General features: G+C 73.3%; 11 protein-coding genes and 2 tRNA genes. 2 read left to right on the forward strand and 11 right to left on the reverse strand.

Features of this window, described 5'->3' with window-relative positions:
* Positions 1–225 precede the first annotated feature (225 nt).
* On the forward strand, positions 226–492 hold the full coding sequence (gene rpsT / locus ACSP97_RS12775; RefSeq protein ID WP_070027045.1) for a 30S ribosomal protein S20: 267 nt from the start codon (positions 226–228) through the stop codon (positions 490–492).
* Between the two features lie 213 nt (positions 493–705).
* Here rpsT and holA read toward each other — a convergent pair whose 3' ends face one another.
* The 3 genes from holA to ACSP97_RS12790 all read right to left on the reverse strand — a co-directional run bounded on the left by holA (position 706) and on the right by ACSP97_RS12790 (position 2,930).
* Positions 706–1,695, reverse strand: coding sequence for a DNA polymerase III subunit delta (gene holA / locus ACSP97_RS12780; protein ID WP_440557544.1), 990 nt, complete (start codon positions 1,693–1,695; stop codon positions 706–708).
* A gap of 66 nt (positions 1,696–1,761) precedes the next feature.
* On the reverse strand, positions 1,762–2,007 hold the full coding sequence (locus tag ACSP97_RS12785; protein ID WP_180331125.1) for a hypothetical protein: 246 nt from the start codon (positions 2,005–2,007) through the stop codon (positions 1,762–1,764).
* Between the two features lie 41 nt (positions 2,008–2,048).
* Positions 2,049–2,930, reverse strand: a complete 882-nt coding sequence (locus ACSP97_RS12790) for a YceI family protein (RefSeq protein WP_355144650.1) — start codon at positions 2,928–2,930, stop codon at positions 2,049–2,051.
* Between the two features lie 276 nt (positions 2,931–3,206).
* Between ACSP97_RS12790 and ACSP97_RS12795 the strand changes: the two genes are divergently transcribed.
* Positions 3,207–3,716: a DUF3761 domain-containing protein gene (locus tag ACSP97_RS12795; RefSeq protein WP_388310580.1), complete on the forward strand. Its 510-nt coding sequence runs from the start codon at positions 3,207–3,209 to the stop codon at positions 3,714–3,716.
* A gap of 26 nt (positions 3,717–3,742) precedes the next feature.
* On the opposite strand, the gene ACSP97_RS12800 is transcribed toward ACSP97_RS12795, so the two are convergent.
* The 8 genes from ACSP97_RS12800 to ACSP97_RS12835 all read right to left on the reverse strand — a co-directional run bounded on the left by ACSP97_RS12800 (position 3,743) and on the right by ACSP97_RS12835 (position 13,033).
* Entirely contained in the window at positions 3,743–6,265 is a 2,523-nt protein-coding gene (locus ACSP97_RS12800; protein ID WP_440557546.1) for a ComEC/Rec2 family competence protein, read from the reverse strand.
* Positions 6,262–7,260: a helix-hairpin-helix domain-containing protein gene (locus tag ACSP97_RS12805; RefSeq protein WP_391870046.1), complete on the reverse strand. Its 999-nt coding sequence runs from the start codon at positions 7,258–7,260 to the stop codon at positions 6,262–6,264. Before ACSP97_RS12805 ends, ACSP97_RS12800 begins: the two co-directional genes overlap by 4 nt.
* Before the next feature lie 197 nt (positions 7,261–7,457).
* The gene (locus ACSP97_RS12810) at positions 7,458–8,303 is read right to left on the reverse strand and encodes a DegV family protein (RefSeq protein WP_355144658.1); all 846 of its coding nucleotides are present in this window, start codon (positions 8,301–8,303) and stop codon (positions 7,458–7,460) included.
* An 84-nt stretch (positions 8,304–8,387) separates the two neighbouring features.
* Entirely contained in the window at positions 8,388–9,041 is a 654-nt protein-coding gene (locus ACSP97_RS12815) for a hypothetical protein (RefSeq protein ID WP_422129950.1), read from the reverse strand.
* Between the two features lie 128 nt (positions 9,042–9,169).
* Complete coding sequence (gene leuS, locus ACSP97_RS12820; RefSeq protein ID WP_355144662.1) at positions 9,170–12,043, reverse strand: leucine--tRNA ligase; 2,874 nt, start codon at positions 12,041–12,043, stop codon at positions 9,170–9,172.
* Between the two features lie 275 nt (positions 12,044–12,318).
* Positions 12,319–12,391, reverse strand: a tRNA-Ala gene (locus ACSP97_RS12825).
* 118 nt (positions 12,392–12,509) lie between these two features.
* Entirely contained in the window at positions 12,510–12,743 is a 234-nt protein-coding gene (locus ACSP97_RS12830) for a hypothetical protein (RefSeq protein ID WP_067006897.1), read from the reverse strand.
* Between the two features lie 217 nt (positions 12,744–12,960).
* Positions 12,961–13,033: transfer RNA gene (locus ACSP97_RS12835), tRNA-Ala, on the reverse strand.
* Positions 13,034–13,069 lie beyond the last annotated feature (36 nt).

The following is a 13,069-nucleotide window of genomic DNA, read 5'->3' on the forward strand; positions in this document are numbered from 1 at the left end:
GCAGGGTCCTGTCTCTTGAGGCGCCTTATGCCTCGGGTCGGATCGATACGTAGTCTCCATGGTCCCACGCGGAGGGACCGAGAGGCGTTTTGGGCCGGTCGCAGGGCCACTGGTACTGTAGATGGCTGTGCCTCATGCCCTCTCGGCCGAGGCACGTCAGAGAAATTTTGGATCACCGGTACGGGACCCGAGCGGCCCCGTGCCTGAACCTGAAAAGGCTCCTTCGTGGCGAACATCAAGTCCCAGATCAAGCGGATCAAGACCAACGAGAAGGCTCGGCTGCGCAACAAGGCCGTCAAGTCCTCCCTGAAGACCGCGATCCGCAAGGCCCGTGAGGCCGCTGCCGCGGGTGACCTCGAGAAGGCCACCGAGCTGCAGCGCGCCGCCGCGCGTGCCCTCGACAAGGCCGTCTCCAAGGGCGTCATCCACAAGAACCAGGCCGCCAACAAGAAGTCGGCGCTTGCTTCCAAGGTCGCGACCCTCAAGGGCTGAGTTCTCCCTTTGATCTGACCGCCGGAAGGACCCAGAGCGGGCCCTCTCTCATCCGCTCCCGACCGGCACCCAGAGCCTGTTCGCGGCCTGCGTTCGCCACGCGGGAACGGGCTCGACAGCTTTGCACCGAGAACCCCGGCACCCTTCCCTTCCCCAGGGCGGGTGCCGGGGTTCTCGGCTTTCCGGCTTTCGGCTTCCGGGGCCGGGGGGCCGCTACCCGCGCCCGCGCGACCGGGCGGCCCGCGCGATCACCACGACCGCCTTCTCCAGCGCGTACTCGGGGTCGTCCCCCCCGCCCTTCACGCCCGCGTCCGCCTCGGCGACGGCCCGCATCGCGACCGAGACGCCGTCCGGCGTCCACCCCCGCATCTGCTGGCGCACCCGGTCGATCTTCCACGGCGGCATCCCCAGCTCCCGCGCGAGGTCCGCGGGGCGCCCCCCGCGCGCGGAGGACAGCTTCCCGATCGCGCGCACGCCCTGCGCCAACGCGCTGGTGATCATCACCGGGGCCACCCCCGTCGCCAGCGACCAGCGCAGCGCCTCCAGCGCCTCCGCGGTACGCCCCTCCACCGCCCGGTCCGCGACCGTGAAGCTGGAGGCCTCGGCCCGGCCGGTGTAGTAGCGCCCGACGACGGCCTCGTCGATCGTGCCCTCGATGTCCGCGACCAGCTGGGTCACCGCGGACGCCAGCTCGCGCAGATCGCTGCCGATGGCGTCGCACAGCGCCTGGCACGCCTCGGGGGTCGCCGAGCGACCCGCGGTGCGGAACTCGCCCCGCACGAACGCCAGCCGGTCCGCCGGCTTGGTCATCTTCGGGCAGGCCACCTCCCGCGCCCCCGCCTTGCGCGCGGCGTCCAGCAGGCCCTTGCCCTTGGCGCCGCCCGCGTGCAGCAGCACGAGGGTGATCTCCTCGGCGGGCGAGGAGAGGTACGCCTTCACGTCCTTGACGGTGTCGGCCGACAGGTCCTGCGCGTTCCGCACGACCACGACCTTGCGCTCGGCGAACAGCGAGGGGCTGGTCAGCTCGGCGAGGGTGCCGGGCTGCAACTGGTCCGGGGTCAGATCCCGTACGTCCGTGTCGGCGTCGGCGGCCCGGGCGGCGGCCACCACCTCCCGCACCGCACGGTCCAGCAGCAGGTCCTCCTGGCCCACGGCAACGGTCACCGGGGCGAGGGGGTCGTCGTTCGCAGTCTTCCTGGCCATCGCACCAAGCATCCCACGCCCCACCGACAACGCCCCCGGCCCCGGTCCGCACCGCGCCCCGGGGGCCTACGGTTCCTCGCGCCAGCCGTCCCACTGCGCCGCGAACGCGTCCAGCTCCCGGGGGTCCAGCCGCTCCTCCTCGTCGGCCAGTACGACCAGCCACTGGGCGTCCTCGGCGTCGTCCTCGCCGGCCAGCGCGTCGCGGAGCAGCCGGGGTTCCTCGTCCAGGCCGAACCGCTCCCCGAGCGCCTCTGCCGCCTCCTGCGCGGCGTCCCGGTCGGGCAGTACCAGCACGTGTCTCACATCGCTCACGACGCCATTGTCCGGCACCCGTCCGGGGGCGAACCGCCAGGTCAGCCCTTGGGCACGATCTGCACGTCCAGGTCGACGCGGATGCTCGGCCCCACCACCGCGATCCCCCGGGCCAGCATCGACTGCCAGCTGACCGTGAAGTCGTCGCGGTGCAGTTCGGTGGTGGCCCGGCAGGCGGCCCGGGTCTCGCCCTCGATGCCGCTGCCGAGCCCGAGGTACTCGGTGTCGAGCGTCACCGTGCGGGTCACGCCGTGCAGCGACAGCGCTCCGGTGACCGCCCAGCGGTTGCCGCCCTTGTGCGTGAAGCGGTCGCTGTAGAACTCCAGCGTCGGAAACCGCCGTACGTCCAGGAAGTCCCCCGAGCGCAGATGGTCGTCGCGCATCCGGACCCCGGTGTCGATGGACGCCGCGTCGATCACCACGTGCATCGCCGACCGCTCGATCCGCTCGGCGATCCGCACCGCCCCGGCGAACGACTCGAACCGCCCGTGGACGCGGGCCAGTCCGATGTGCCGCGCGGTGAAGGCGATCGAGGAGTGCGCGGGGTCCACCTCCCAGTCGCCGGGCGCGGGCGGCTCGTGCGGCGGGGCGAGCTGGAGGGTGACGTCGCCCAGCGAGGCGAGGGTGCCTTCGGCGACCCGCGCGGTGGCCCGGTAGGGCGCGTACCCCTCGGCGGACACCGCGAGCCGGTACTCCCCGGCCGGCACCATCGTCAGGAACGACCCGTACGGGTCCGTGCCGCCCGTCACCACCTTGCGGCCCGTCGGGGCACTGACCGTGAACTCGGCCCCGGTGACCGGCTGGTTGACCGGGTCGACCACCCGGCAGCCGAGCACCCCCGCGCCGGGCGGCGTCCGAACCGCCCCCAGGGGACCCGCCTGTTGCACCCGGTTCGTCCGATCACCCAGCCAACGGCCGAACATCTACGACACACCCCCTGTACCCCTCGACATCTACTGTTGCCGAAGGTTCATTCGATCACTGTTGCGGCTTTCGAGGCAACACGGGCCCACATCACGGCAATCCGGCCCATGCGCCGGAACTGTGGAAACTGCGGGAACTGCGCTCTTTCTCCGGTCGGCACCCGATTCGCACCATCACCTCGCTCCATCACGAACCGGCGACCACTTCACGGAAACTTCACACGAACATCACGAGCGGGGCTACGGTCTTACCTCCGAACTCACTTGGGGGGACACATGAGCAACCCGTACGTCATGCCGCCACGGCCGCCGCACCCGCCCGAGCGAACGGCCCCGCGATGGGCGCGCAAGCGGTACATACTGCCCGCGATCGGACTCGCCTTCTGTCTCGGCATCGGAGCCGGCGCCGGCGGTCAGGGCGGCGGGGGCGACGAGCAGCCGACGGCCGCCAAGGTACGGCCGACCGCCACGGTCACCGCCACCGCCACCGCGACGGCCACGGAGACGGCGGCGCCCGAGCCCGCGCCCACGGTGACCGCCACCAAGACGGTGAAGGTCGAGGTGACCGTCACCCGGCACGCGCCGGCCGCGGGCTCGGGCGGCTCCGGCGGCAGCGGGGGCTCCTCGGGCGGGTCGTCGGGGAGCGGGGGCTCCGGCTCCTCGGGAGGCTCCGGCGGCGCCGCGAACGGCGCCACCGCCCGGTGCAACGACGGCACCTACTCGTACGCCGCCCACCACCAGGGCGCCTGCTCCCACCACGGGGGCGTGGCCGTCTTCTACCGGTAGACGGACCGCGGAGCCCCGTCGGCCGTTCAGGACTCCTCGCGCGTCACCTCCACCTCCCGGCCCGGGCCGGCGGTTCCCTCGCCCCCGCCGACCGCGAGCGCCCCGTCCCGGTCCGTCCGCAGCACCAGCGCGCCACCGGCCCGCAACGCGGCCACCGTCGACGGGGCCGGATGCCCGTAGGGGTTGCCGGTGCCACAGGAGATGAGCGCCAGCCGGGGCGCCGCGAGCCGTATCAGCTCCGGGTCCTGGTACGCCGATCCGTGATGGGCCACCTTCAGGACGTCCACACCGGCCAGCTCCGCCGCCCGCGGGGAGCGCAACAGGGCCTGCTGGTCCGGGGGTTCGAGGTCGCCGAGGAGCAGCAGCCGCAGCCCGCCGGTGCGGACCAGCAGGGCCACGCTGGCGTCGTTCGGGCCGTCGAAGGCGGGCGCGGTGTCCGCCGGCGGCCACAGGACGCGCCAGGCCAGCGGGCCGGTGCGCCCCTCCTCCCCCGCGACGGCCCGGGTGACCGGGATGTGCCGGGCGGCGGCCTCCTTCCTGACGAACTCCGCCTCCTGCCCCGGCTCCTCGAACCCGGTCGTCTCGATCGCGGCGACCTCCCGGCCCCGCAGCACACCGGTCAGCCCCGCCACATGGTCGGCGTGGAAGTGCGTCAGCACGAGGAGGGGGACGCGGGTGATGCCCAGTCGCCGCAGACAGCGGTCGACCGGCGCCGGATCGGGACCGGCGTCCACGACCACCCCGGCCCCGGCGCCCGCCGCCAGCACGGTCGCGTCGCCCTGCCCCACGTCGCACATCGCGAACCGCCAGCCGGGCGGCGGCCAGCCCGTCACCACCCGGGTCAGCGGCGCCGGCCGCACCACCGCCAGCAGGAGCAGCGCGCCGAGCAGCCCGCACCACCACGGGTGCCGCACCAGCCGCCGCCCGGCCAGGACGACGGCCACGGTGACCGCCGCGAGCAGCAGCGCCCCCGGCCAGCTGCCCGGCCAGTCCACTCCCGCCCCGGGCAGCGCCGCCCCGGTCCGGGCGACCTCGGCGATCCACCCGGCCGGCCAACTCGCGCACCATGCCAGCGCCTTGGCCAGGGGCAGGCCCACCGGTGCGGTCGCGAGCGCGGCGAAGCCCAGCACCGTGGCGGGCGCCACCGCCGCCTCGGCCAGCAGATTGCAGGGCACCGCGACCAGGCTCACCCGGGCCGACAGCACCGCCACCACCGGTGCGCACACCGCCTGCGCCGCGAGGGCCGCCGCCAGCGCCTCGGCGAGCCTCGGGGGCACCCCGCGCCGCCGCAGCGCCTCGCTCCAGCCGGGCGCGAGCACCAGCAGCGCCCCGGTGGCCAGCACCGAGAGCAGGAAGCCGTAACTGCGGGCCAGCGCGGGGTCGTACAGCACCAGCAGCAGTACGGCCGTGGCCAGCGCCGGGACGAGGGATCTGCGGCGGCCGGTGGCCAGGGCGAGCAGCGCGACCGTTCCGCAGGCGGCGGCCCGCAGCACGCTGGGGTCGGGGCGGCACACGATCACGAAGCCGAGCGTGAGCGCCCCCGCGAGCAGGGCGGTGGCCCGCAGCGAGAGTCCCAGGCGGGGGGCCAGGCCCCGGCGTTCGGCGAGCCGGGCCAGGCCGGGCGGACCGACGAGCAGGGCGAGCAGCACGGTGAGGTTGCTGCCGGAGACCGCGAGCAGATGGGTCAGGTCGGTCGCCTTGAAGGCGTCGTCCAGCTCCGGGGTGATCCGCGAGGTGTCGCCGACGACGAGCCCCGGCAGCAGCGCCCGCGCGTCCCCCGGCAGCCCGTCCGTCGCCTCCCGCAGCCCCGCCCTGAGCCGTCCCGCCAGTCGCTGCGCCCCGCTCGGCCCCGCCACGACCCGTGGCCCGGACCCGCCGCGCACCCGGAGCACGGCCGCCGTCCGATCGCCCCCGGCGAGGGCGGGCGCCAGCCGCCCGGTCGCCCGCAGCGTGGTGGACGGCAGCAGCCGCAGCCAGGCCGCCCGGCCGCCCCGGGCCCGCGAGCCGCCCCCGGGTGCCGGGGTGCCCGCGTCGACGATCATCAGGACCGGCGCCCTGGTCCGCGTGCTCCTGCCGTCGCTCTCCTCGACGCGCAGTACCCGCGCCTGGACCAGCACCGCCACCGGGGCCGTGTGATCGCCGCGCACCCGGGGCCTGCTCAGCCGGGGATCGGCGGTCAGCTCCGCCTCGACGGTCACGGTGGCGGAGCGGCGGGCCAGCTCGGGCACCGGTCCGCGCCGTACGTCCGCTCCGTGCAGTCCCGCCGACGCGGCCGCCGCGGCGGCGCAGAGCAGCACCGCGGCGATCGAGGACCGCGCCCACTCGGGCCGTCCGCGCGCCCACCGCGGAGCCCTCCCGGACCGTCCCGCCACGAGCAGGAGCACCCCGCAGGCCAGGCAGCCGAGCACGATGCCAACGGTCCGGGCCGGCGGCGCGTCCGGGGTCAGCGCCGCCGTGGCCCAGGCCGCGAGCGCGGGCGGCACCAGACGCAGGTCCGCGGGGCCCGGCTCGCCCACCGGTACGGTGCCCTGCCCGTGGGCGCCGCTCATGGCCGTACCAGGTTCCGCAGGTCGGTGAAGCGGCGGTCGCCGATGCCGTTGACCTGGCGCAGTTCGTCGACCGAGCGGAAACCGCCGTGCCGGGTGCGGTAGTCGATGATGTGCCGGGCGAGCACCGGGCCGACCCCGGGCAGGGTGTCGAGCTGGTCCTCGGTGGCCGTGTTGAGGGAGATCTGTCCGGCCGGGCCGGACGGGGCGGCGGGCCCGGCGGGCGCGCCGCCGGGCCCTTGTCCGCCGGCCGGCCCCGGTCCGCCGACCAGCACCTGCTCGCCGTCGACCAGGAAGCGGGCGCGGTTGAGCCCGTCGGTGTCCACCCCCGGCCGGACGCCGCCCGCCGCGCGCAGCGCGTCGGCCACCCGGGAGCCGGCCGGGAGCCGGCGGACGCCGGGCTCACGGACCTTGCCGCCGATGTCCACCACGATCTCCCCGCCCGGAGTCGGGGAGGCTCCCCCGCCCACGGCCGGCGCCTCCCCGTCCCCGCCCGGTCCCCTCGCGTACGTCGCCTGGGCGCGCACCACCTGAGGGGCGCTCACGGTCTGGGGCCGGCCCGTCCAGAAGTGCTGCACCGCGACGAGGGCGGCGGCCACCAGCAGCACGGCGAGGGCCACCGTGCCCCGGCGCTCCACCCCGCACCGCGTCTGCAACCACACCGGCAGCCGCTCCCGCAGCGCCGCCCCCGCCCGCTCGCGCCGGCCCGGGAACCCCCCGCCGTACGGCTCCGGCGGCTCCGGCGGCTCCGCCGCGGGCGGCAGACCCTGGTCCGGCAGGTCCGGTTCCGGTGGTGCCTTCCCCGACTCCCCCCACGGCACGGCGCGTTCGCCGAAGAGGAGTTCCGCTCGGCGACGCAGTTCGTCCGCGGGCGCGTGCGCGCGGGGGCGGAGGCGTCGGTGCTCGCTCGTGCGATGACGCACGCGGCCGTCGGAGGCGGGGCCGCGGCCGGGGCCGCTGGTCGGGGTTACGGTGCGGGAACGTGATCGAAGTGCCATGGGACGAGGATCGGACATCCCGCCCCATCGCGATGATCTTGGTCAATTCCCGGGGAAATCCGCCCGGTTGTGGAAAACTCCGCCACCCGTGTGAGTGACCACGCGTCAGATCGGGCGTCCGGTCCGGCGCCGGATCCGGCCCGGCCGCAGACGTCGATCACCGCGACGGACCCGGGTCTCACCGAGGGGAAGAGGTCTCACCGAGGGGAGATCACCGCTCCCAGCAGCCCCGGCCCCGTGTGCGCCCCGATCACCGCGCCGACCTCGCTGACGTGCAGTTCGGCCAGGCCCGGCACCCGTTCCCGCAGCCGGTCGGCGAGGGCGGCGGCGCGCTCGGGCGCGGCCAGGTGGTGGACGGCGATGTCGACCTCGGCGCTCCCCGCGCGCTCGGCGGTGATCTCCTCCAGGCGGGCGATCGCCCTGGACGCCGTACGCACCTTCTCCAGCAGTTCGATGCGGCCGCCGTCGAGCCGGAGCAGGGGCTTGACCGCGAGCGCGGAGCCCAGCAGGGCCTGGGCGGCTCCGATGCGGCCGCCGCGGCGCAGGTAGTCGAGGGTGTCGACGTAGAAGTAGGCGGAGCTGCCCGCGGCCCGCTTCTCGGCGGCCGTGACCGCCTCGTCCACGGTGCCGCCCGCCTCCGCGGTCTCGGCCGCGGCCAGCGCACAGAAGCCGAGGGCCATCGCGACCATCCCGGTGTCCACCACCCGCACCGGCACCGGCGCCTCGCGCGCGGCGAGGACGGCCGCGTCGTAGGTGCCGGAGAGTTCGCCGGACAGGTGCAGGGAGACGATGCCGCTCGCCCCGGACTCGGCGACCTCGCGGTAGGTCGCGGCGAACACCTCGGGAGCGGGGCGGGAGGTGGTGACGGAGCGCCGCTTCTGCAGCGCCTGGGCGAGGGCGCGGGTGGAGATCTCGGTGCCCTCTTCGAGCGCCCGGTCGCCGAGGACCACGGTCAGCGGCACCGCGGTGATGCCGTGGCGCTCCATCATCCGGGGCGGCAGGTAGGCCGTTGAATCGGTGACGATGGCGACATGGCGGGACATGAGCTGGAGGTTACCTGCCGTAGCGCGCGCACGGCAGCCCGGCCCCCGGGGTGTGCGCCCGGCGCGCTGCACCCGCGCCAGGCGTCATGTGGTGCTTTCCGGGCGGGGGTTCTTCTGCCAGGGGTGGCCCCGGCGCGGGCCGGGCGGTGTGATCGGGGGCGGGACCGGCTCCTCGGCGGCCCGGGGCCCGGCAGGTGCGGTCCAGTGGCGCAGGGCGTCGGCCTCCAGGTCGATCTGGGCGCTGAGCGCGCCGAGGTCGTCGTCGGCGAAGCGGCGGGCCCGGTCGCGGGCGGCCCAGCGCAGCGCGTCCGCGGACTTGGCGATCTGCTCGGTGCGGGCGCGCAGTTCGGGCAGGCGGGCGGCGAGCGTGGCCCGGTCCGGCTCGGACTCCAGGCGCTTGAGGTCGGCGTCCAGCTCGCGGCCGTGCACGCTCAGGCGCTCGAAGAGGCCGACGGATTCCTTGAGCGACTCGTCCTCGGCGGCGCCCGCGTACAGCGCCTCCTGGGTGGCGCGCATCGAGGTGCGCAGGGTGAGCCGCAGCTGGGCCAGCTCGGCGGCCGGACCGACCTGTGCGAAGGACTTGGCGCGCAGCGTGTGGTCCTCGACGGTGCGCCGGGCCTGCCCGATGGTGCGGTCCACGCCGCGCTTGGCGGCGCCCACCACCTTGACCGTGGCGTACGCGCCGAGGACGACGAAGGCCAGGAAGAAGAGGGCGATGACGATGATCACTGCTTCCACGACGCTCCTCCTCGGACCGGTGCGCCGCGCGACGCGACACTCCTCCACCGTAAACGCAACGGGCAGGCCCGGGGTTCCAGAAAAACCCCGAACCTGCCCGTAGGGGAGTACCCCGAGAGGCGTAGCCGTTACGCCGGAACGATGTTCACCAGCTTCGGCGCGCGCACGATCACCTTGCGGATGCCCGCGCCGTCCAGCGCCGCGACGACCTTCTCGTCGGCCAGCGCCACCTTCTCCAGCTCCTCCTCGGAGATGCCGGGCGCCACCTCCAGGCGGGCCTTGACCTTGCCCTTGATCTGGACGACGCAGGTCACCGTCTCGTCCACCACGTAGGCGGGGTCGGCGACCGGGAAGTCCCGGTGGACGACCGAGTCGGTGTGGCCCAGGCGGCGCCACAGCTCCTCGGCGATGTGCGGGGCCAGCGGGGCGACCATCAGCACCAGCGGCTCGGCCACCGACCTCGGCACCGCCGTGCCGGCCTTGGTCAGGTGGTTGTTCAGCTCCGTGATCTTGGCGATGGCGGTGTTGAAGCGCAGGCCCTCCAGGTCCTGGCGCACCCCGTCGATCGCCTTGTGCAGCGCGCGCAGCGTGTCCTCGTCGGGCGCCGCGTCGACCACGGTGACCTCGCCGGTCTCCTCGTCCACGATGTTGCGCCACAGCCGCTGCAGCAGCCGGAACTGGCCGACCACGGCGCGCGTGTCCCAGGGACGGGAGACGTCCAGCGGGCCCATCGCCATCTCGTACAGGCGCAGGGTGTCGGCGCCGTACTCGGCGGCCACGTCGTCCGGGGTCACCGCGTTCTTCAGGGACTTGCCCATCTTGCCCAGCAGGCGGGTGACCTTCTCGCCCTGGTAGTAGTACGCGCCGTCGCGCTCCTCCACCTCGGCGGCCGGCACGGCGATGCCCCGGCTGTCGCGGTAGACGTAGGCCTGGATCATGCCCTGGTTGAACAGCTTGTGGAACGGCTCGGCGGAGGAGACGTGCCCCAGGTCGTACAGCACCTTGGACCAGAAGCGGGCGTACAGCAGGTGCAGCACGGCGTGCTCGGCGCCGCCGACGTACAGGTCGACACCGCCGTGCGGCATGCCCTCGCGCGGGCCCATCCAGTACTGCTCGATCTCGGGGTCGACCATCCGCCGGTCGTTGTGCGGGTCCAGGTAGCGGAACTCGTACCAGCAGGAACCGGCCCAGTTGGGCATGGTGTTGGTCTCGCGGCGGTACTTCTTCGGCCCGTCGCCCAGGTCCAGGGTGACGTGCACCCATTCCTCGTTGCGCGACAGCGGGGTCTCGGGCTGGGTGTCCGCGTCGTCCGGGTCGAAGGTGCGGGGGCTGTAGTCCTCGACCTCCGGCAGCTCCAGCGGCAGCATCGACTCGGGCAGCGCGTGCGCGACGCCGTCCTCGTCGTAGACGATCGGGAAGGGCTCGCCCCAGTAGCGCTGGCGGCTGAACAGCCAGTCGCGCAGGCGGAAGTTGACGGTGCCCTGGCCGATGCCCTTGCGCTCCAGCCACTCGGTGACGCGCGCCTTGGCCTCGGTGACGCCCAGGCCGTTCAGGTCGACGCCCTCCCCGCGCGAGTTGACGATCTTCGCGTCGTACGAGGCGAACGCGTCGTCCCACTCGGCGGGGTCGGTGCCGCGGCCGTCGGTCGGCTCGACCACACAGCGCATGGGCAGCTCGAAGGCGCGCGCGAAGGCGAAGTCACGGGTGTCGTGCGCCGGTACGGCCATGATCGCGCCGGTGCCGTAGCCCATCAGGACGTAGTCGGCGATGAAGACGGGGACGCGCTCGCCGTTGACCGGGTTGGTCGCGAACGCGCCGGTGAAGACGCCGGTCTTGTCCTTGGCCTCGGCCTGCCGCTCGACGTCGGACTTCGAGGCGGCCTGCGCGCGGTAGGCGGCGACGGCCTCGGCGGGCGTGGCGTGGCCGCCGGTCCACACCTGGTGGGTGCCCTCGGGCCAGGCCTCGGGGGTGAACGCGTCGACCAGGGGGTGCTCGGGCGCCAGCACCATGTAGGTGGCGCCGAACAGGGTGTCCGGGCGGGTGGTGAAGACGGTGATGTGCTCGCCGTCGATCGGGAAGTCGACGCGGGCGCCCTCGCTGCGGCCGATCCAGTTGCGCTGCTGCAGCTTGATGGCCTCGGGCCAGTCCAGCTCCTCCAGGTCCTCCAGCAGGCGGTCGGCGTAGGCGGTGATGCGCATGTTCCACTGGCGCAGCTTGGCCTTGAAGACCGGGAAGTTGCCGCGCTCGGAGCGGCCGTCGGCGGTGACCTCCTCGTTGGCCAGCACGGTGCCCAGGCCGGGGCACCAGTTGACCGGCGCGTCGGAGGCGTAGGCCAGGCGGTACTCGCCCAGGACGTCGGCGCGCTCGCGGGCGCTCAGCTCGTTCCAGCCGCGCGTGGTGCCCGGGATCGCGCGCTCACCGGTCTCGAACTGGGCGATCAGCTCGCTGATCGGACGGGCCTTGCGGGCCTCGTCGTCGTACCAGGAGTCGAAGATCTGCAGGAAGATCCACTGGGTCCACTTGTAGTAGTCCGGGTCGATCGTGGCGAAGGACCGGCGCTTGTCGTGGCCCAGGCCCAGCCGGCGCAGCTGGGCCTTCATGTTCTCCATGTTGGCCTCGGTGGACACGCGCGGGTGCGTGCCGGTCTGCACGGCGTACTGCTCGGCGGGCAGGCCGAAGGCGTCGAAGCCCAGGGTGTGCAGGACGTTGTGGCCGGTCATGCGCTGGAACCGGGCGTAGACGTCGGTGGCGATGTAGCCCAGCGGGTGGCCGACGTGCAGGCCCGCACCGGAGGGGTACGGGAACATGTCCATGATGAACTTCTTGGGCTTGGCGGCGCCGTCGCCCGCCAGGTCGCCCGTCGGGTTGTCCGCGGCGTAGGTGCCGTCGGCGTCCCAGAAGTCCTGCCAGCGTGCCTCGATGTCGGCTGCCATGGCGGCCGTGTAGCGGTACGGGGCGGCCTCCGCCGGGGTAGCGGCGGCAGCGGGGTTCGTCTCGCTCATGATCCTCAAAGCTCCATCGATCGTCCTGCCAGCGGCTGTGCCATTTCAAGAAACGAAAAATCCCCTCACGCAGGAGGGGATGCCGCGCCGATGCCGACCTCTCGGGTGTCACCGGGGTCGGTACTGATCAGCGCGGCCCGCTAAGCAGAAGGCGTACGGCACGCATGGCGCTAGGGTACCGCAGGCCCCGAGGCGGCCGCGACGGGTTCCGCCCCGTGGGAAGGCAATGCGCCGAGGGCGGACCATCCTTTCGGATGATCCGCCCTCGACTTCTGTGGAGCTAAGGAGAATTGAACTCCTGACCTCCTGCATGCCATGCAGGCGCTCTACCAACTGAGCTATAGCCCCTTGTTTTGTTTCGCCGCCCGGTTCCCCCGGCGACGAAGAAAACATTACAGGCCCCGGGGGTTCAGCACCAAATCCGTTTCCACTCTGCACCTTTAGTCGCTTATGTCCGACTTTGGGGTCAGGCCGTGACGAAGGAGTAGAACCTCTTGAGCGTGCAGTGCTCCTCCAGCAGCCGGCCGTAGATCGGCTCGCCCTCCAGCTCGCGGTACGTCTCGATGGGGTCGCCTTTTATGATCAGCGCACGCGCGCACTCCTCGCACCAGTACTGGTAGTCGGCGTTGATCGGCTCCATGTCGCGGACGATGGGCGTGCCGCTGCCGCACCAGTCGCACTTCCGCCTGTGTGCACCCATGGCTCAGCTCCGGCCGTGGCCGCAGGCCGTACACACGATGCTGGCAGGCATCGAACTCCCTCCCGTCGGGCCGCGCCCCCTTCCGGCCGTTTGATTCTGCCACGAGCGGGCGGACACGGTCAGCGACGCCGCGGTACCGGTCCGGACACGGCGGCCGGGCGCGAAGGCGGGACAAACAGAAGATCCCGCCCCCTGACGGGGACGGGATCTTCCTCTGTGGAGCTAAGGAGAATTGAACTCCTGACCTCCTGCATGCCATGCAGGCGCTCTACCAACTGAGCTATAGCCCCTTGCCGTGTTCTTCCCGCTCGGCGGGGCGAACAAGA

The sequence above is a fragment of the Streptomyces sp. SCPE 10 genome (assembly GCF_051980735.1).
GTDB lineage: Bacteria > Actinomycetota > Actinomycetes > Streptomycetales > Streptomycetaceae > Streptomyces > Streptomyces misionensis.

What these genes read in the sequence shown, in the direction of transcription:
- holA (WP_440557544.1), bottom strand. Translation starts at nt 1,695, where the DNA reads ATGGCCAGGAAGACTGCGAACGACGACCCCCTCGCCCCGGTGACCGTT.
- ACSP97_RS12790 (WP_355144650.1), bottom strand. Translation starts at nt 2,930, where the DNA reads ATGTTCGGCCGTTGGCTGGGTGATCGGACGAACCGGGTGCAACAGGCG.
- ACSP97_RS12795 (WP_388310580.1), top strand. Translation starts at nt 3,207, where the DNA reads ATGAGCAACCCGTACGTCATGCCGCCACGGCCGCCGCACCCGCCCGAG.
- ACSP97_RS12800 (WP_440557546.1), bottom strand. Translation starts at nt 6,265, where the DNA reads ATGAGCGGCGCCCACGGGCAGGGCACCGTACCGGTGGGCGAGCCGGGC.
- ACSP97_RS12805 (WP_391870046.1), bottom strand. Translation starts at nt 7,260, where the DNA reads ATGGCACTTCGATCACGTTCCCGCACCGTAACCCCGACCAGCGGCCCC.
- ACSP97_RS12810 (WP_355144658.1), bottom strand. Translation starts at nt 8,303, where the DNA reads ATGTCCCGCCATGTCGCCATCGTCACCGATTCAACGGCCTACCTGCCG.
- leuS (WP_355144662.1), bottom strand. Translation starts at nt 12,043, where the DNA reads ATGAGCGAGACGAACCCCGCTGCCGCCGCTACCCCGGCGGAGGCCGCC.
- ACSP97_RS12830 (WP_067006897.1), bottom strand. Translation starts at nt 12,743, where the DNA reads ATGGGTGCACACAGGCGGAAGTGCGACTGGTGCGGCAGCGGCACGCCC.